Source organism: Paenibacillus sp. 203, from assembly GCF_037027525.1.
Classification (GTDB): Bacteria; Bacillota; Bacilli; order Paenibacillales; family Paenibacillaceae; genus Paenibacillus; species Paenibacillus polymyxa_B.
The window spans coordinates 55,679-75,121 of record NZ_JAXCHD010000011.1 but is presented as its reverse complement, the minus strand read 5'-3'; the positions used below and the strand labels follow the sequence as shown (position 1 = coordinate 75,121).

At 44.7% G+C, this 19,443-nt stretch carries 7 protein-coding genes; 1 reads left to right on the top strand and 6 read right to left on the bottom strand.

Annotated features, from left to right (window positions below; translation table 11 throughout):
* Positions 1-6: 6 nt before the first annotated feature.
* Positions 7-2,067 (bottom strand): glycosyl hydrolase 115 family protein, encoded by a 2,061-nt coding sequence (locus tag WA407_RS21780; protein WP_336078355.1) that lies wholly within the window; start codon positions 2,065-2,067, stop codon positions 7-9.
* Positions 2,068-2,323: 256 nt separating this feature from the next.
* On the opposite strand from WA407_RS21780, the gene WA407_RS21775 reads away from it, so the two are divergent.
* The gene (locus WA407_RS21775) at positions 2,324-4,267 is read left to right on the top strand and encodes a serine hydrolase domain-containing protein (protein WP_336078354.1); all 1,944 of its coding nucleotides are present in this window, start codon (positions 2,324-2,326) and stop codon (positions 4,265-4,267) included.
* Positions 4,268-4,452: 185 nt separating this feature from the next.
* On the opposite strand, the gene aspS is transcribed toward WA407_RS21775, so the two are convergent.
* From aspS to WA407_RS21750, 5 genes are all read right to left on the bottom strand, one after another.
* The gene (gene aspS / locus WA407_RS21770; protein ID WP_336078353.1) at positions 4,453-6,222 is read right to left on the bottom strand and encodes an aspartate--tRNA ligase; all 1,770 of its coding nucleotides are present in this window, start codon (positions 6,220-6,222) and stop codon (positions 4,453-4,455) included.
* A 65-nt stretch (positions 6,223-6,287) separates the two neighbouring features.
* On the bottom strand, positions 6,288-8,561 hold the full coding sequence (gene fabD, locus WA407_RS21765) for an ACP S-malonyltransferase (RefSeq protein ID WP_336078352.1): 2,274 nt from the start codon (positions 8,559-8,561) through the stop codon (positions 6,288-6,290).
* A gap of 31 nt (positions 8,562-8,592) precedes the next feature.
* A complete protein-coding gene (locus WA407_RS21760; RefSeq protein WP_336078351.1) occupies positions 8,593-9,546 on the bottom strand; it encodes an acyltransferase domain-containing protein in 954 nt (317 codons plus the stop codon).
* Between the two features lie 61 nt (positions 9,547-9,607).
* Positions 9,608-10,483, bottom strand: a complete 876-nt coding sequence (locus WA407_RS21755; protein ID WP_061828465.1) for an SDR family NAD(P)-dependent oxidoreductase — start codon at positions 10,481-10,483, stop codon at positions 9,608-9,610.
* 60 nt (positions 10,484-10,543) lie between these two features.
* A complete protein-coding gene (locus tag WA407_RS21750) occupies positions 10,544-19,423 on the bottom strand; it encodes a type I polyketide synthase (protein ID WP_336078350.1) in 8,880 nt (2,959 codons plus the stop codon).
* Positions 19,424-19,443 lie beyond the last annotated feature (20 nt).

Sequence of the window (19,443 nt, the reverse complement as noted above, 5' to 3'; positions counted from 1 at the left end):
TCCTTTTTAATATAATACCTTCTCCAGACTGCGTGCCAACTCATCATCGGGAAGGGGCTTGCGATGCGTATTCTCTAGGTAGATATATTTCTCTGTTTCTGGCATTAAATATTGTTTGGACCACAGGAACATATCCGGACTGTCTCCCTGAAGACGAAGAAATCTCCGCACAGTGTCCGCATGAGAAATAGTGTTATCTAGATTGGTTAACCAATCTGCCCGGTAGAAATGCTCCCATCTTCCAGTTCCTGCGAGCGATAAAGCTTCTTTACCCATTCGGTAGCTCCAAACGGCATGAGAAGCTTGTATAAATGCTCGTGGATAATCTTTTTCAAGGAACAGCCCATAAGCGCTACATAAGCTTGCCAGTCCACGTGAGCCACTTAGATGCAGTTCAATCTGCACAAGCAGTTGATTATACAGCCTGCGACATTCATCTTTTGACAACTGCTTCATGATTCGTAGACACCGCTCTCGCAATTCAACCCAGTCCGGGATTGCCGACTCGGCTTTTTCCTTGAACCAGCGTATCTGTTCAGGAAAAGGCCTTTTTCCAGTAGCCCAGTACAGCCGTTCATCACGGCCTTCCTTGCCTTGTAGCCAATACCCCATAATTTGCCGAGCTGGATGGTGATAGAATTCCTCCCCTGCTCGATCATCCTTGTGCGGGCCATAAACGATCGTACAACGGGAATAATCCCGGTATAATTGGGAAATCTCTTGAAGCTTACTACTGTACAGCCGCCCGATAAAATCAGTAAGCTGATCTTCAGCATCCACTTCACCCTTCGTCCATAAATTTGCTACTAAATCCAGCGTATATACATGTGGCAAAATATTACCTGAATTGACTAGCAGGTACTCGTCCGCCCCTGAAGTAAACGCTGCTGTTAATTCCTCTACAATCAAGCTGGCTGAGGAGGGAAATTGGGTAAGATGGTTTGACGCTTGCAAGTCGTGGAAGGTCACATGGTAATATACTCCATTCTTGCCCCCATCCTGCGCCTCAGGCAATGCTGGTATACGATAATTAAGATTCCCATGGCGCCGAGATACCATTTTACCGTAACCATTATCCGCCCATATTTTGATCACCCCTTCGGGTACTTCAATATGCCCCTGCTTGTATAACTCGGCAATCTCACCATACATCGCCATACAGCACACAGGATGCTCCACAAATTCACAGATCATATTGTACTGCTTGCGAACCACATACGAGATTAATTGTCCACGTTTGTCCGGCGTATTAAAGGAAGGATCATCTTCCCAAAAAGGCTTGTCACCCTGCCCGCGAAAAGATAATACCCATACAATCTTCTCTTCCTTTTGCCGTTCAATCGCTTCCTGCCACAGCTGTTCAAACAACTCGGGATGCTCTCTGTAGCTAGCTTGTTTACCCGGAAAGGCGCGCAAAAACATCTCCGCCCCCAACGGTTCAGCATGATGATGTGTGATCCATAAGCCCATGTCTGCTGCAAGCTTATGATGGATACCTGTGCGTGGTAAATCGGTTCCGGGAATCACCATATTTCCACCACAGCGCAGTAACGCTTCAAAAACGGGCTGCCACACCTGCTCCGTCGGTGGATAATCATCCTTCCAGCCAATCAAGCATACCTCATCATTGACAAACCATCCCCGATATCGGACCTTGGACGGTATACTGTCAACATTCTGACTCGGCAAAACTATGGTATCCCGCTTAGGCGGTAGAATCTCCGCCCAGAACCAGAACGGCTCCACACCCAGAGCGAAACGGCTGTAATGAAGCAGTCCATAAATAATCCCTAATTCATCACGGCCAATAATATGGAGTACCGTTCCCTTGCTACCAGCAACAAAACGCAGACAATAGCCCTCTGGCCAATGCGGGCAGCTATCTCCTTCCTGCGCATAACGGATAATGATCGAGGGCTCTACTTCTGTTAGCAATGGCTCGCAGCCAAACACTTGCTTATGATCTCGCGCAATCATATTCCAAGCGTGGGCAATGGGCACACTTCTATCAGCTTGAAGATTGTATCCGCTTTCAGATGAAATAGTCAGAGGTTCACAGGCCTTCATTTATTGTCATCTCCTATTTTTTCAGCTATGAGGATTCTTCTTGTCTTTATTTTATAGGTTGTCAACATACATATAAAGCTTTACCAACGTAAATATAGCTTTTTTTCGGTAAATCATTTGAGAGTTGAAGCTTCATTTGAGAAAGAAAAAAGTAAGGAACAGGAGAGAAATAAGAAAGACTTGACTGCTACACTAAAAATGTTCCAAAAAACAGACTGCTCTTAAAGATTCAAGCGCAGCAAAAAGGAGACTTAATATGAAATTGAAAAAACGATTTGCCTCTTTGTTCCTGTTGGCATTGATGGCATTTATCCCGGTCCAGGCATATGCTTCTGGGTCCGTCCCAACCACTCCCTCTGGAATTCCGATTTCCGAAATCGAAAACAAAACAGATCAAATTATGAAAAAATATATAGGAACAGCGATTCCTGGTGCTGCGGTTTCCATAGTAAAGGACGGAAAAATTGTTTTTTCAAAAGGTTACGGATACGCAAACATCGAGAAACAAACACCCATGAGTACGGAAACAACCTATATGGAGGCCGGTTCCGTATCGAAATTGTTCACCTGGACGGCAGTAATGCAATTGGTTGAGCAAGGAAAGCTGGATTTGAATACGGACATCCGCACATACTTGCCTAACGGCTTTCTCAAGCCTTCTTTTGATAAGCCTATTACCCTGAAATCACTGATGAGCCACACGGCAGGTTTTGAGGAGCGCCTGGAAAAGCTTTTGGTTCATGACGTTGCTGATCTTAGGCCTCTCAAGGAGCATATCGCACCCGGAAATCAGCCTCAGCAGATTTATGAGCCTGGAACAGTGATTGCTTATTCCAACTATGGGACCAACCTGGCCGGTTATATTATAGAACGTGTATCTGGAATGCCTTTTGAAACCTATATTCAGAGACATATATTTGAGCCTCTAGACATGAAACATTCTTACTTTACACAACGGTATGATCTTATCCCAGAGGTTATCGAACATAAAGCAACAGGCTACTCCAAGAAGGATGGAAACTGGGTGGCAAAGCCGAATGTTTTCTTTAATGATGTGCCGGCTGGTGCGTTAAACATTACTTCGGAGGACATGGCTCATTTTATGCTTGCTCATCTGAACATGAACCATTCCTTAAAATATTCGCTGTTCAACAAGAATGAAACCTTGCGAGAAATGCATGAGGCTTCGTATACCCACTATCCCGAGCTTCCGGGGAATGCCCATGGCTTTTGGGAACGGTTCGCGGGGGATTATCGTGTTATCGAGCACGGTGGAAATACAGATTCATTCTCCTCTCTGGTCTCTATCGTGCCAGATCAAAACTTTGGGATCAGTATTCTGACTAATGTGGAAAATGAAATGTCCGGGGCGAGAAGCGAACTCATTGACCTATTTGTCGGGGGTTCCGACGCTACTCCGCAAGCGGACAGCACGTTGAAGCATAGCGCGGATGTGGCGGGAAAATACCGCTCTGCTCGCGCAGTATCATCAGGTATATTGAAGCTTATACCCGTATTATCCAATGCGGAAGAAGTGGTCACAGCCAACGGCAATGGCGGAATCACTCTGAGTATTCCATCCATGAATATTAATGTTGATTATGTAGAAACCAAACCCTATTTTTTTGAACGCGTGACTCCAGGGAGCACTCCTTATGATCACGCGGGCCTAAACATCAGCCGTCTTTATTTCTTAACCAATGCCGATGGTAAAGTGACGCAGTTGTCATATGGTGTGATCGATGACCAATTGCCGATATCCTTCCTGCAAACATCCATCTTCAGTTATATTCTGGTCGGGGGATGCGGTATTTGGTTTGCGCTTGGGTCTATTTTCGGTATTATTGGATGGCTGCGGAAGCTCAAGGACGCAAGAAAGCAGAAGAGTGCTTCGCGGCTTCCCTTGCCTGACAGTGTAACCGTAATACCCTTGCTGGGTCTGCTTGTGATCGTCAATCTCATTGCTTCAAGCATCCAATTGATAGGCGACCCCTATCAGCCTATGTCCAATTTCAATTTGAATATTATCTTTTTCTGGGTACTGGGGCTTGCCTTTGTATCGGCCGCCTATCTTGCTGTAAGAAGATGCAGTGTTACCCAAACTACATTGTTAAGAAAGGTATACACCGCGACGCTGATTCTTTCGTTTCTAGCTATTTCGATTTTCCTGTATTCCTATAATTTCTACTTTTTGGTATAGCTCCACTCGATAAGCCTGCATACCTTCCAGTGTACCGATAAAGATTGTCATCGTGAACAACCCTAATCTGAGCTAAATAAAAAAAACTCTCCTCTGCATCTAGCAGGGAGAGTTTTTAACACACTCAATGAGATTTAAATACGTGCCGGATTGAGCCTTTGCATTCAGTATGTTGTTGAATCTGTTTATTCTGTTTCTGGCTGAGTATTTACCAATTTTATATGAACATCTCTCAATTGTTTCTCAGTAACCTCCGAAGGTGCTCCCATTAATAGATCCTGCGCTTTGCTATTCATTGGAAAAGCAATAACCTCTCGGATATTCGATTCATTTGCAATGATCATAACAATCCTATCAATTCCAGGTGCTATACCTGCATGAGGCGGCGGCCCAAATTGAAAAGCATTAAAGAGTGCAGGAAATTTACTCTTGATGTCTCCATATGTATAACCTGCAATCTCAAAAGCTTTTACCATAATCTCCGTATCATGGTTACGGACAGCACCCGAGGACAGTTCAATCCCATTACATACAATATCATATTGGTACGCAAGGATATCAAGAGGATTCATATTCAGCAATGCATCCATACCACCTTGTGGCATCGAAAAAGGATTATGGCTAAATCCAATTTTATGAGTATCAGGATCCAATTCAAACATAGGAAAATCAATTATCCAGCAAAATTTATATATATCCTTTTCCAGCAAATCCAGTCTTTTTCCTAATTGATTTCTGACAGCACCGGCTATTTTTTCTACATTTTGAAGTTGGTCAGCAGCAAAAAACAGTGCATATCCTGAACTAGCTTGCGTAACATGTATTAATTGGTTTTTCACCTCTTCAGAGATGAATTTTGCAATAGAGCCACTAAGAGACATATCATCATTGAACTTGATCCATGATAGGCCTTTCGCTCCAGCCTCAACAGCAAAGTTTACTATATCGTCATAAAAGCTTCTTGGCTGTGCACCACAACCAGGAACAGCAATAACTCTTATCGTTTTATTTTCAAATACTTTAAAATCAGTCTCTGTAAACAGCTCTGTAACATCATGGATAATTAATGGATTTCTTAAATCAGGTTTATCGCTCCCGTATTTGAGCATGGCTTCTTGATATGGAATCCTGCTAAAAGGCTTTGAGATTTTAAAATTTGTAAATTCGGAGAAAACTTCATATAGCATATTTTCAACTACATTAAAGACATCTTCCTGTGTTGCGAAAGCCATTTCCAAATCCAGCTGATAAAACTCGCCTGGTGATCTGTCTGCCCTTGCATCCTCATCTCTAAAGCATGGAGCAATTTGAAAATATTTATCAAAGCCCGAAACCATTAATAATTGTTTAAATTGTTGAGGTGCTTGAGGCAAGGCATAAAATTGACCTGGATGCACTCTACTAGGAACTAAATAGTCTCTGGCGCCTTCTGGAGATGAACTTGTCAGGATAGGTGTCTGAATCTCTAAAAAATTCAAATCGATCATCTTTCTTCTGATACTTTGAATTACTTTAGAACGAAGTATAATATTAGTGTGTAGTTTTTCATTCCGCAGATCCAAGAAACGATACTTTAATCTTAAATCCTCCCGAGCTTCATTTGCTAAAGTTACTTCAAAAGGTAATGGATTCACTACCTTCCCTAAAACTTTTATCTCATTGGCAGCTAACTCAATATGCCCGGTTTTCATAGTGGGACTAATCGTATTTTCAGATCTGTTACATACAGTACCTGTAACAGAAATGGTTGACTCCCTCGTGATCTTTGATACAAAATCTTTCAATTCGTTATTATCAGAAACAACAACCTGCGTTACTCCATAATGATCCCTAAGGTCAATAAAAATAACCCCGCCATGGTCACGCATATTTTTTATCCATCCTGCAATTCTCACTACTTCGCCGACATGTTTTTGATCCAGTTCTCCACAGTTATGAGTCCTATAACTATGCATGAAAAACCTCACTTTCTTTTATCCCCTATTATCTTAGTAATTTCTATTTTTCTCCATACTTATACTCACATTATCGTTAAAGCTTTATACCTTTCATTCAGGTATTCCGCAGTTTCAACCATTATTTTTTGTCCTATTTCATCAACATGCCTGTTCTTCCAATTCTCAAAGACTGTTCCCTTGACCCATTGGTTAAAAGCGCCAAGGGCTGGTCCGCAGTGTACTTGATAATCAACCTTACTGTGTTTGTCTCCATTCATTGCAAGTCGTGTAGAATAAGTAAAGTACCATCTAAATATCAACGCCATCTTACGTTTAGGAATCCTTTCAGCTTTTTCAATGATCTCAGCCGGGTAATAAGCTTTAATATCTTCATATACTTGTTCAATACTCTTCTTAAAATACTTTTCTTCAATATATTTTTTGGTTCCGCTATCAATTTCATCTATGGAGTTATAATTACGGTAAAGATCATATAATTTATTCGCCCTGGCCGGGAAAAAAACTCCTTTTTTCATAACCTGAATTTTCGCTCCTATTTCAAACATATCCCCTGCGGGAGCGTAGTCTGTATCCTGTATATTTAACTGCTGGAGCAAATCTTTTACATCATCACTTGTCCCTGCTTCAACCGTACATTGGTTGATTGATCCTGTCATGATAAAATCCGCACCCAGTATAAACGCTGCCGCAGCTGCTTGTGGAGTCCCTATCCCCCCGGCTGCCCCTACCCTTATACTTTTATTGTATTTATACTTAAGTAACGCTTCATCCCTCATTTTAAGCATCAACGGAACCAGTACATATGCAACCGCATGATCCGTATGCCCGCCTGAATCAGCCTCGACGCACAGATCGTCTACCATAGGAATTTCCATGGCCATCCGGGCCTCATCCCGGCTTATCCTATTTTCCTCTAGCAGTTTATTTACGATATTCTGAGGCGCAGGACTCAAGAATGCCTCCACAACCTCGGGTCTTGATACTTTCGCTATAATCCTGTTCTGCGCTGTTACGATCCCCTTTTCATCTCGTTTCAAACCTTTCAATCTGTACCTTACCAAAGAAGGCGTTATACTCATAAACGCAGAGGCTTCAATAGTTCTAACACCGTATTTTATGTATAAATCAACGATGTTATTTTCTATTTCCAGGTGATCGGGAACATGAATAAGATTCATTCCATAGGCTTCGCCTTGGTTCAATTCTTTCTGAATATACTTTATAGCTTCTTCAAGGGCCCCAATCTTGACTCCCCCTGCCCCAAAGAATCCCATCATTCCTGCCTTACCTGCCTTTACGACCATCTCTTTTGAAGATATTCCCTTATACATCGAACCCATAAGATACGCGTATTTAAGTCCATAATATTGTTTGAATTCGCTATGACCAAGAGACTCCGCTGTAAATCGTTGGCCGGATATACTATTCCTCGACTTTACTTCCTGTACCTGCTCGCTATGTTCTTCATCCTCCCTCACAATCAGCGGTTCTGCTTCTCGTTGTATTGCATTAACTAACCCTGTTATGACTTTTCCAGGTCCAACCTGGATGAATTGGGTTACATTTTTACCCATTAGATATCTTATACTTTCCGACCATTTGACCGGACTTACGATCTGGTTGATCAGCGTACTTCTTACATCTTGCTGCCTGTAGGGTCTGGCATAGATATTTGAAATGACTGGTATTTTTAATTTTGAGAATTCGAACTGTGACGCATAGGCCTCAAATCTCTGTCTGGCATCTTCCAAATACCTAGAGTGAAATGCTCCGCTTACATTTAAAATTACATAGTTTGTGGCTCCTGCATCCTCAAAAATTCGCTGCGCCCGTTCAATCATGCCCTTCGGTCCTGAGATGACAATCTGGCTTGGCGAATTAAAATTAGCAACATCAATCTCCCTTAAATTATTTTTCTCGATAACTTCTCTAAATACTTCCTCCTTCAAGCCTATGACCGCAGCCATACCACCACCGGTAGCCTTGACCATCAGCTCTCCTCTTTTTTTAACCAGCTTCAAGCCCGTTTCAAAGTCAAATGCCTCTGCGGCAAATAAGGCATTGTATTCACCCAGGCTATGTCCTGCAACATAATCAGGTTTTCTTCCAGTCTCTTTTAATGTATTAAGATAACTCAAAGCGTTTACGACAAATAGCGCCGGTTGGGTAAAATCCGTTTGTCCTAGTTGATTGGCAGGATCTTCAAGACACAGTTTTTTAATAGAATAACCAAGAATAGCATCCGCTTTTGCAACCAATTCCTGAAATTCGTCAAATAGTTCTACTCCCATGCCTTTGGCTTGAGCCCCTTGTCCAGGGAACAGATATGCGATCATTTGTGTCCTCCTTTTTGCTAGTGAATGCATATTAGTCGAATATTTCAAATAGACGATCCAAATTTTTCATATCGTTTTGAAAAGGTGAAAGAATAGAACAAATACTTGCCATTTTCTTGCTACCAAAATTGTACTTCACAAAATTAGCAAGAGTGCCTGAGGGGCCAAGGTCAATATAGATAATCCCGTCCCCGTCTCCCAGACATTTTAAAGCGTTCCGAAAACGGATAGGTTTCCTAGCAACATCCCAAAGAAAACGGTTGTCAAGGGATGCCGCCTTGCCTCCGTACATAGATGAGACCATATTTATGGTCGGATTCCTTAGAGTTTTAAGCTTTAAAAACGCTGTATATTCCAAGGCTATAGGGTCCATTAAGGAAGAGTGGAAAGCAAACTGGACCGGCAGTCTTTGACATATAATCTCATTAGCTATCAAGTAGCGTTCAATTTTTTCCAGTTCCTCACAGCTGCCAGAAATGACAAAATGCGAGTCGTAGTTGATTGATGCTAACTCTGAGTTGGCATTCAATACGGATATTTGGTCATACAGACTGAGGTCGCCAATTACGGCCAGCATGCCACCCTTTGGACAGTAGTTTTCTACCATTTGTGCTTGCTTGACAAGGCTTTGAAGAGTATCTTCATAACTCATACAGCCAGCCACAGCAACAGATGCAAACTCACCGAGGCTGGAACCCAAAACATAATCAGGATAAATCCCCTTTTCCAGTAATACCTGTGTGAGGGCATACTCCACCATGAAAATTGCAGGGTGAGTATATAACAGGCTATCAAACACGTCCCCCCTCCCACGGTTGTCGTCGTACAGCATTTTTAATACGGACCTGCCTGTAATATCCGTATGAATCTCATCCAACTTGGTCATCCATTTCCGAAAAACTGAATTTAACCTATATAATTCTTTTCCCATGCCGTAGTATTGTGAGCCTTGGCCTGAAAACATAAAAATTACAGATCTGTCCATTCTAACCTCCCACAACATACTCATTGTTAAAATCCTAATAAAACCATTTAAAATAAATATTTCACAGCAAATTGCGAACTAATTGCATTTGGGAAGGTGTAGGATTGCTTTCGTTAAGAACATTCTCCATATGTTGTCTTATTGCAGGTTTGAATTTCGGCTCTGTTATGATATATAGCTGCCCCTTTTTGATTCCCTCAAACATCTGATTTGCTACATCCTCTGGAAGTATTCCATTCTGGACAGCCTTGCGGGCCAATTGATTAATGACTTGTCTTTCCGGGGGAAGATTTCCTAGTCCGGTCTGCTTACTAAGCTCCGTCGGTCGGTTCCGTTCCGCATCCATAATTTGGGTACGTACGAACCCAGGGCAGACAACCGAAACTCCTACATTGGAACCTATCAATCTGAGTTCTTGGTGTAGCGTTTCAGACAAGCTTAAAACGGCATGTTTTGACGCGCTATATATTCCATTACCGGGGCCGGACAACAGTCCGGCGATGGATGCTGTATTCACAATATGACATGCAGTTTTCTGTTTCAGCATAATAGGAACAAAAACTTCAGTTGCAAAGAGAATCCCCCATATGTTTACGTTTATTACCCACTGCCAATCTGCCACCGTATTTTCCCACAATAAGCAGCCCGTGCCGGCGTCCACCCCTGCATTGTTGAACAAAAGATGCACAGCTCCAAATGTCTGAACCGTTTTTTGCGCTAATGCACGTATATCAGCTTCTTTGGAAATATCCGTCACTACGGATAACGTTTCTGCGCCCATGTCTTTCAATTGTTTTTCAGCCCTTAGAAGGGCCTCCTCCTCAATGTCCGCAAGAACGACCTTCATGCCCTCATTTACACATCGGTCCGCAATAGCGCGGCCAATCCCACTGGCAGCTCCTGTAACTACGGCTATCTTATCTTTAAATTCCCTCATGATTTACCTCCAGAATAATTTGTAATTTCTATCTGATAGTGATCGGTTCCCTGTTTATGTTTAAAACTGGGTTATCGGTAGAGGAATCCTGCGGACATCTTTATCCTCATGGAGTGCCTCCCATGAAATCCTGCCCCCCTGGGTCCAATACATCGCTATATTTTCCATGTTTTTCTCCTCTAGCAGCAATTGAGAAACGGTCTCTCCTATTTTCCCTGAGAGAAGCGCACTCGTGTTTGAGTCTTCTACGCTTTCTCCTATAAATAAAGGAATAGATGCCCCTTCGGGTCCGTTGCCGCTATCAGCTATTTTGAGAAGTTCCCTAAGACCCGTGAGTAGATCCTGCCGCGTACTCGCTATGATTGCCGCCCGGCATGTCATCGCTTCGCGACCTGTCTGAAGTGTAAAGGCAATATCTTGTAAGGCATCATCGCTCTGCTGCTCCAGATATCCCAGTAATTGATTGGCAAGCGCCATCAGTCTCTCCCGGTTTATGTCCGAGAGAATCACCACTTCGGGCTGATCTGCCACTCGTAAATGAATGTTGTCTTTTTCTGAAGGGATATATTCTTCCAGAATGAAATGCACATTAGAGCCTCCCGCACCAAAGGAGCTTACGGTTGCCCGCAACGGGAATTCCCGTTTTTCTCCCTGCATCTCAATTACAGGCCGCTCCCATTCCTGAACTTCCCGCTGCAAATAAAATGGAGTATTACTGAAATTAATATTAGGGTTAAGCTTCTCGGCCTTAATGGTAGGAACCAGTTTTCGATGCCACAATTGCAATATGACCTTGGTTAGCTGTGATATCCCCGAAGCCGCTTCTGCATGCCCAATATTGGATTTGACTGAGCCAATGCCACAAAATTGCTGCTCGGTCGTGAATTTCTGGAATGCTTTATTCAAAGCAGCAAGTTCAATAGGGTCTCCCAATGTAGACCCATTTGCGGCTGCCTCTACATAACTGATCGTCCGGGGGTCTATACCGGCTTTCAAAAAGTTTTCTTCGACTAGTTGCGCCTGCGCATTGGGGTTAGGGATTGTATATCCATTGCTATGTCCCCCATGATTGGTTGCCGTGGATTTAATAACCGCTAAAATGCAATCTCCATCCTGTACAGCCTTATGAAGCGGTTTTAAGAGTACCGCTCCAACTCCTTCCGCTGGAAGGTATCCATCCCCATCTGCAAAGCTTCTGCTATCTTCATGACTTCCAATCAACTGATTTTGACTGGATTCAATATATTTTTTGGGACTGGTCAATAGATTCCCCCCGCCAGCTACCGCTATTTGACACTCTCCCCTGATCAGGCTTTCACATGCCATATGGACAGCTACAGCTGAGGAAGAGCTCATCGTATCAATGGATATGCTCGGTCCCTGGAAATTGAAATAATGCGACATGGGGTTTGCGACTGCAACAGACCCAAATGATGTTACCCGTTGAGCAGAGTCCGGTTCGGTATCACAGGAGCAGTATTTGTGATACGTAGCGCCCACATAGACGCCAACCTTGTTCTGGTGTTTCTTCTGTAATGCCTCTCGCGTATATCCTGCACTTTCAAGCAAATTCCATATTATCCCCAGGAAGAGTTGCTCCATCGGGTCCATTAAAGTGATCTCATAGGGGGTGAGATGAAAGAATGCTGGCTCTGACAGGCTTATTCGTTCCATGAAACCGCCCCACTTGCAGTAGGTTTTTCCCGGCTTGTTTCTCTCCTTGTCAAAATAAAGATCATGCTCCCAACGATCTTTTGGAACTTCGGTAATGCAGTCCTTGCTTTCTTGGAGATTGCTCCAGAACTCCTGAATATTTTCCGCACCTGGATATTTCCCGGACATCCCGATGACAGCAATGTCCATCGCTCCTGTTTCTTGTTTCTTCTCCTCTGGAGGCTCTACCTCGGTTGCAGAAAATTGGGGATGAAGGAATATCGGAGAAGGGGCTTTTACCTGCTCCATACCAAACCATTCAATCAATTCGCCTCGATGCGATTCCAGGAAATATTCTATTAAACTCTGGATATTCGGATATTCAAAAAGTAAGGTCCTCGATAGCGGTCCGAAGTTTTTTTCCAGCTCATCGGTTAATTCCATTGACTTTATGGAGTCGACACCATAGTTTTCCAGGTTTTTGTCCTCTTCAATGCGGTGTTCCGGCAGTCCAGTGGACGAAGAGAGCAGGCGCTTTAGGTAACTTGCCATTTTTTCACGCAGTAGCTCTTTTTCCTGGCTGGACACTGCCTTATTTGTTATAGAAGTTGTGTCGGCTTTTGCACCCGCAGCTGCTGCCTGATCTATGCCAAACAAAGCGATCAATTGGTCTCGATAGGCTTCCATAAAATATTCCGTCAAACTCCGAATATCTGGATATTCAAAAAATAGAGTCCTCGACACCTGATCGAATGTTTTCTCCAGTTGGTCGGTCAACTCCATAGACTTTATAGAGTCAACCCCATAATTCTCAAAAGGTGTATCCTCTTCGATTCGATATATTGGCAGTTCGATGGACGATGAAAGCAGGGTCTTCAAGTAATGGACCGTCTTTTCACGCAGTAGGTCCTCTGCTCTGCCGGACACTACCTTGTTTGCTGCAAAAGTTGTGTCAGCTTTCGCGCCTGCCACCGCTACCTGATTTATACCAAACAAAGCAATTAATTGGTCTCGATAGGCTTCCACAAAATATTCCGTTAAACTCCGGATATCCGGATATTCAAAAAATAGAGTCCTCGATACCTGATCAAATGTTTTCTCCAGCTGGTCGGTCAACTCCATAGACTTTATAGAATCAACCCCATAATTTTCAAAAGGTGTATCCTCTTCGATTCGATATACGGGCAGGCCGATGGACGTTGAAAGCAGGGTCTTCAAGTAATGGACCGTCTTTTCACGCAACAGGTCTCCTTCACGGCCGGACTCTGTCTTGTTTGCTGTGGAGGAAACGATGTATGCTTCAGCTTCTGATCCGAGCGCCTGATCCTGGGATGCTTTGCCGCTTTCTTCAAGCTGTCCCTCCATGATCATCATGTTGCTGATTAGCTCTACGTCTCCTTCGATCACCATGACCTGATCCGGTATGCAGGCTATGCTTTGGTACAGGGCGCTCATGCCTGTCTCTGTCCTCATCGCATACATACCCACCTTCTGCATGGCCTTCTCCGTCTCCTGGTCAGGCCGCATTCCGCCATCTTTCCATAACGGCCAATTGATGGACAGCGTTTTGCCTGTACGCTCCATGGAGGATACCAAGGTATTGCGGTACCAGGCATATGCGTCCATAAAAGCATTCGCGGCAGCATAGTCAGACTGACCTGCATTACCACCCACTCCCGTACCTGACGAAAACAGGATAAAGAAGTCAAGAGCAATGTCCTTACTGGCTTGGTCCAGATTTACCAGTCCCGCAACCTTGGGCGCCAGTACTGTCCTGAATTCCAGGCTAGTCTTTTTAATAATGTAGTTATCCTGGATTATTCCAGCACTGTGTAGGATGCCGTTGATTCCGCCGTATGTCTGTTTGATATCTTCAATTAAGCCAACCACAGCTTCCTTCCGCGTGACATCCACCTGTCTGTATTCCACCCGGGCGCCCAATGCCTTCAATTCCTCCAATGAGGTCTGCTTGTCCTGGTCCAGTAGGGAACGTCCACTAAGAATCAAAATCGCTTCCTTGGCCTGACGCGCAATCTCTTTAGCAAAAATAAGACCTAAACCCTTTGCTCCTCCAGTAATCAAATAAACCCCGCGGTCTTTCCATGGAATATCTGGTGTCTCTGACGGCATTTCTGCTTTACTCCAGACAGGAATCCAACGTTTGCCTTCTGCAAACCGGATACGGCTATCCGCAGGGTGTCGGCTGCTCGTCTTTAGTATTTCGATGAGCCCTTCCATTTTTTCTGTACCCTCAACTTCAATTAACTGACCATGGATCTTTGGATTTTCCTTTTGCGCAGTTTTGAGTATGCCGCACAGCCCAGCGAAGAGCAGCTTTTCATGTTGAGGCATCGTTACAATCTGCACCAGCACCTTGCCTTTGGGTTTGTCATTCAGGATACTTTTTATTTTTTCAAAAACCTGGATAGCATACATTTCGAAGCGGCGATCGACCTCCTCCATACCGGATTGCAGAGTGATACATTCCACTCCTGCCAAGGAGGACTCGATATCTCCTGCAGCAATGGTATCTGTTTCGCAAAGCATTACCACATGTCGTTCGTAAATGGGAACCATCGTGTCCTCCGCAACAACCGCCTGTTCTTTCCAGAAGGGTTGGAGCATCATTGCACCAGGTGTTTTCTCACATGCGCCCACTACCTTGTAGGAGCATCCTTTTATGCGCACGCAGACCTGGCCTGCCTCATCACACAAATCAATGTCATACTTCTGCGTATTATGACCAGCCCCGCTTCCTCTGCTATACCGGATCAACGCCCACATTTCACAGGGACATTCCCGAAATATTTCGAGTCCCTCAATGGCAGTCGGCCGTATTTTCTGTAGAGGATCAATGCCTGAAGGCCGCATGATATTTTCATCATTCGAAAACAAGTATGCCGGCGGCATTTGCAAAGCAGCGTTTATTATAAAGGGATGCAAAACAAATAAGCTCTCAGTATTCCTAATACCGGAAGGCAACGATAGCTTGGCCAGCACTAACCCCTGTCCTATATGCACTTGTTCATTGGTCTGATGTCCCAGACTGTCGTCGGCTCCCATGTCCCACACTGCTTCGTCGTCTATCCCAGGCGAAACATGCTGAAAGCATTCCATCTGCAAAGCTTGTATATCCCACGTTTCCGCTTCATTCAACATCTCCAGTGCGGCATTACCCTGGCTGTGTAAGACAGGGTCTCCGGCTCCTGTTAATCTGCTGTAGATTTTAAAGCCAATCGCTCCTTGATCTCCCGGAAAGAGCCCTATATGTATTTCTAACGGCTGATCTCCTATAGCGGGAGCATGTGTCCATACAATATCTTTAATAATGATGTTTGCCTGCCCCTTCTCCTGTACTGTTAACGACTGCTCAACCGCTGCCCGCACCATTTCAAGGCATGCCGCTTCTGACAGGACAAGCTTTCCGTCAATTACGGAGTTTTTCAGATAAAACTCCTGGCCGCTAAAGGTTGAACTAAATCTTTGCTCAGAAAGTACGGAGGTGTTTTGATGCAGTAATGGATGTAGATGTGCAACCGCATTGACGACAGGCTTTTCTTCATCTAAATGTATCCAATAGCGTTCTCTGCCAAAAGGATAGGTGGGTAAAGGGATACGGCGGGGCTGGACATTACCGTAAAGTCTGCTCCAGTCCATATGGACACCCTTGACCCACAAGTCTGAGATTCTGCCGTACTTTTCCGCTAGAATCTGTAAATCAACCGTTTCATCGAGCGTTTTCTCCTCTGAGGCCATGTTCAAGCTCTCCTTGTCTCGCTTGGCCTGTCCCCGGTAAAGCTGTGCAATACTCTGTCTTCCTCCAATAAAGCCCCGTAACTTGTTTCTAAGTTCCTCCACTGACTCAACGACCACAGCGAGGCGCTCTTCCATCGCTTCGCGTCCTGTCTGCAAGGTATAAGCCACATTCACCAGATCGTGATCGGAAAACTCATTCCGATCCATTGCAGCAACCAATTGGCTTACCTGCTCCTTCAATGCTCCATCACTTTTTGCCGACAGAACTACGACGACCGGTCTTGGAGGAGTAAAGGCATTTTGAAAGTCATCCTGTTCCGCAGGGAGATATTCCTCAAGGACGATATGGGCATTAGCCCCACCGGCTCCAAAGGAAGATATCCCGGCGATCCTCGGGTATTCCCGTTGCTCGCCGTCCTCCTCCACTATCGGACGCTCCCATTCAGAAAGCCCCTGTTGGACTACAAATGGCGTTTTGGAAAAGTTTATATTAGGGTTCACTTTTTGGGAATGCAGGCTAGGGGCAATTTTCCGGTTTTTCATTTGCAAGATGATTTTAGCGATGCCTGCAATCCCTGCGGCCGCCTCTAAATGACCTATGTTTGATTTTACCGAGCCAATAGCGCAAAACCCCGTGTCCTGCGTATCTTTCTTAAATGCCTGGGTAAGCCCGGTGATTTCAATAGGATCGCCGAGCTCCGTTCCAGTACCGTGGGCCTCAATATAACTGACTGCCCGGGCATTTACGCCTGCTTTATCAAAAGCCTCTCTGATCAGTTCACCCTGTGCTACCGGGTTAGGCACGGTATACCCGTTTGTTTTTCCTCCATGGTTGATACGGGTTCCCCGAATAACGGCATAGATATGGTCCTTGTCTGCAATGGCTCGTGACAAAGGTTTGAGCAGTACGACCCCTGCACCTTCGCCAGGGACAAATCCATTCCCACCTTCCCCAAAGCTTTTACACCGTCCCTCAGGCGATAGCATTCTCATCGTACTGAGAAAGATATAGCTTGAAGGATGAAGATATAAGTTGACTCCTCCAGCAACAGCCATTTCGCATTCACCGTTAAAGATATGCTCACAGGCCTCGTGGATTGCAGTTAATGAGGAAGAGCACATGGTATCAACCGGGATACTAGGCCCCTTTAAGTTCAAGAAATAGGATATTCTGTTGGCTACCGAGCTGAAGGAGGTTCGCGGAAAGACGGGTTGTCCTTGTTCCCACAGCTTTGGTCCATATAGATTGAACCCCGTTCCGGTAATTCCTGCAAAGACGCCAATCCGGCCATTATACTGTTCGGCGAGCTGTTCTCTGCTATATCCTGCATCCTCGAAAACCTTCCAGCATTCTTCCAGGAATATTCGTTCCTGAGGATCCATACTCATTGCTTCCCGGGGAGATATATTAAAGAAGAGAGGATCAAAATCTGCAAAATCCTCCACGAATCCTCCATATTTACTATAGCTTTTGCCCTTTTCAACCGCTTCTTTGATGTCGGAACAGTAGAAACCTTCCCTCTTCCAGCGTTCCGCAGGAATTTCTGTTATACAGTCTTTGCCCTGCTCCAGATTGCTCCAGTACTCTTCCATATTTTTGGCCTGCGGATATCGTCCGCTTATACCAATAATGGCTATTTGCTCGTGTTTCACACGGTCTCTGCTAGTAGCCGTGTTGCAGATACGATTGTTTTCTTCCTTTGGCAGGGGTGACAAAGAAAACTCGCTGGCAGCATGCAAGGTTGCGGAAATGGAGACGGATTTCTCTTCCGTCTTTATCGGGCTTCCGATTCCTGTCCACCGTACGCATTCCTTGTGATAATCAGCAATAAAATATTCGGCCACTGCTTCCAACGTCTGATATTCATAAAACAAGGTCATTGATATTTCTCCAAAAATCCCCTGCAGCTTTTGATTAAGCCTTGTAATCATGATGGAGTCTATGCCATAGCTCTCCAAAGGCTCGCTGACATCAATCTTGTCAATGCTCAGCTTGGTAACTTCTCCAAACAACAGTTTTAGCTGATGTAAGGTTTTTTCCAGAAGCAGTTCAAGATTCACCTCTGAAGAAGCTGACTCTTCAACATATTCTTTCTCCTGCGGTTGGGACTCCAAGAAATACTTTTGCAATCTGGATTGCTCACCTTCTATGACCAATAACTGATTTAGACCAGCGGCCAGACCGTTATATAGAGCCTGGATACCGTTTGAAGCTTGCATAGCTACCATGCCAATACTTTGCCAAGCCCTCTCCGTGTCATTGTCCACATGCATCCCTCCGTCCTTCCAGAGAGGCCAATTGACAGATAGCGTCTGCCCTTTGCGCTCCTTTGAGGATACAAGGCTGTTTCGATACGCGGCATAGGCATCCATAAAGGCATTTGCGGCAGAATAGTCGGCTTGACCGGGGTTGCCCATAATCCCAGCTATTGAGGAGAAGAGAATAAAGAAATCAAGATGTAGCCCCTTGGTCACCTGATCTAAGTTCACCAGTCCGGCAACCTTTGGTGCCATTACTCCCGCGAACTCTTCCTGTGATTTATTCATGATAAAACGATCCTGTATTACTCCAGCACTATGAAGAATACCATCAAGGCCTCCATACTCTTCCCTGATCTCAAGGATCAATTTGGAGACCTCTTCCTTCCGTGCTACATCTACCTGTCTGTACTCAACGCGGGCCCCCAGCGCCTTCAACTTCTCCAATACGGCCTGTTTGCCTTCGTCCGGATTTGAACGGCCTACAAGAACTAGCGTGGCTTCCCTGACTCGCTGGGCGATATCCTCCGCAAAAATAAGTCCTAAACCTCCTGCACCGCCTGTAATCAAATAAGTCCCCCGATCCTTCCAGGGCACTCTTCCCGTTGTCTCGGTGGGTTTCAACTCGTTCCAGCCGAGAACCAAACGTTTGCCATCCTCATACCGTATCCTTTTATCCTTTGGATATTGACTGTTCTCTTTTAATTTCTCAATCATCTCTTCCAAACCTACAGATTCCAATTCTACGAATTGCCCTACGATTTTCGGGTTTTCTTTCTCAGCTGTCTGCAGTAATCCCAATAGTCCTGCGAAAGGTTGCTGCGCGCTGTGTGCGGAAACTGCAATCTGTATTAGTACGCTACCCTTGGATTCCTCTTTGAGAACCATTTGCACTTCCGTGAGCAGCTGGGTGGCATACGCCTGAAAGCGTTCATCCATGCTGCTTTGGCTGGCATGCAGCTTGATGCAACGGGTTCCTTTCATGAGCGATTCAATGCTTCGCTCCGCGAAATGATCCAGTTCGCAAAGCACCACCAGATGCTGGCTAAATTCAGGGCGTGCCACTTTCTGAAGAGCAACTTGCTCTTTCCAGAAAGGCTCAAGCATAAGGACTCCCGTATCCGCCAAGAACCCCGCAGTCCTTGTTCCGCTTTGCGCAGTCTCATGCGAAGCCATTTGAGCTTGAAATTGGCGTATTTTTACAATGGCATCCTCTTTCTGTATCCGTCCGCTTTTTACCTCGCCTAGAATATATTGAAAAAAGTCCTTCATCTTCTATTGCCTCCCAGCAC

Excerpts from the sequence above, each read along its gene's own strand:
- aspS (WP_336078353.1), bottom strand. The coding sequence starts at position 6,222 with ATGCATAGTTATAGGACTCATAACTGTGGAGAACTGGATCAAAAACAT.
- WA407_RS21780 (WP_336078355.1), bottom strand. The coding sequence starts at position 2,067 with ATGAAGGCCTGTGAACCTCTGACTATTTCATCTGAAAGCGGATACAAT.
- WA407_RS21760 (WP_336078351.1), bottom strand. The coding sequence starts at position 9,546 with ATGGACAGATCTGTAATTTTTATGTTTTCAGGCCAAGGCTCACAATAC.
- WA407_RS21750 (WP_336078350.1), bottom strand. The coding sequence starts at position 19,423 with ATGAAGGACTTTTTTCAATATATTCTAGGCGAGGTAAAAAGCGGACGG.
- fabD (WP_336078352.1), bottom strand. The coding sequence starts at position 8,561 with ATGATCGCATATCTGTTCCCTGGACAAGGGGCTCAAGCCAAAGGCATG.
- WA407_RS21755 (WP_061828465.1), bottom strand. The coding sequence starts at position 10,483 with ATGAGGGAATTTAAAGATAAGATAGCCGTAGTTACAGGAGCTGCCAGT.
- WA407_RS21775 (WP_336078354.1), top strand. The coding sequence starts at position 2,324 with ATGAAATTGAAAAAACGATTTGCCTCTTTGTTCCTGTTGGCATTGATG.